The sequence below is a fragment of the Psychrobacter sp. 16-MNA-CIBAN-0192 genome (assembly GCF_040309565.1).
In the GTDB taxonomy this organism is placed as follows: Bacteria; Pseudomonadota; Gammaproteobacteria; order Pseudomonadales; family Moraxellaceae; genus Psychrobacter.
Genome location: NZ_JBEOOX010000767.1, coordinates 1 through 232, shown reverse-complemented (window position 1 = coordinate 232; position 232 = coordinate 1). Strand labels below are relative to the sequence as shown.

The 232-nt window shown below is 37.5% G+C and carries 1 protein-coding gene; it reads right to left on the bottom strand.

The features are described 5' to 3' along the window. Window positions 1-41: 41 nt before the first annotated feature. Window positions 42-232 (bottom strand): hypothetical protein (locus AAEY78_RS15145; RefSeq protein ID WP_352340347.1); only part of this gene is annotated, 191 nt, incomplete at its 5' end.

Genomic DNA, 232 nt, shown 5'->3' with positions numbered 1-232 from the left:
TGATAGTACTCATAACGACGTAAGAAAAAATCTTAAAAAGCCTATTTAAAATCCATCTCAATAGAAAACCGCCAAGCACTTTTTAGCGTTTGGCGGTTTTTTTGAGCTTCAATATATAAACTATCAGCAACTAAGCTTGATTCAAACCGTTTAGTAAGTGCTGCTAAGACCGACAAACAAACTCGTTGATTTGTCATCATCACCTTGCGAGTGCGTAACACCAGCATTGGCA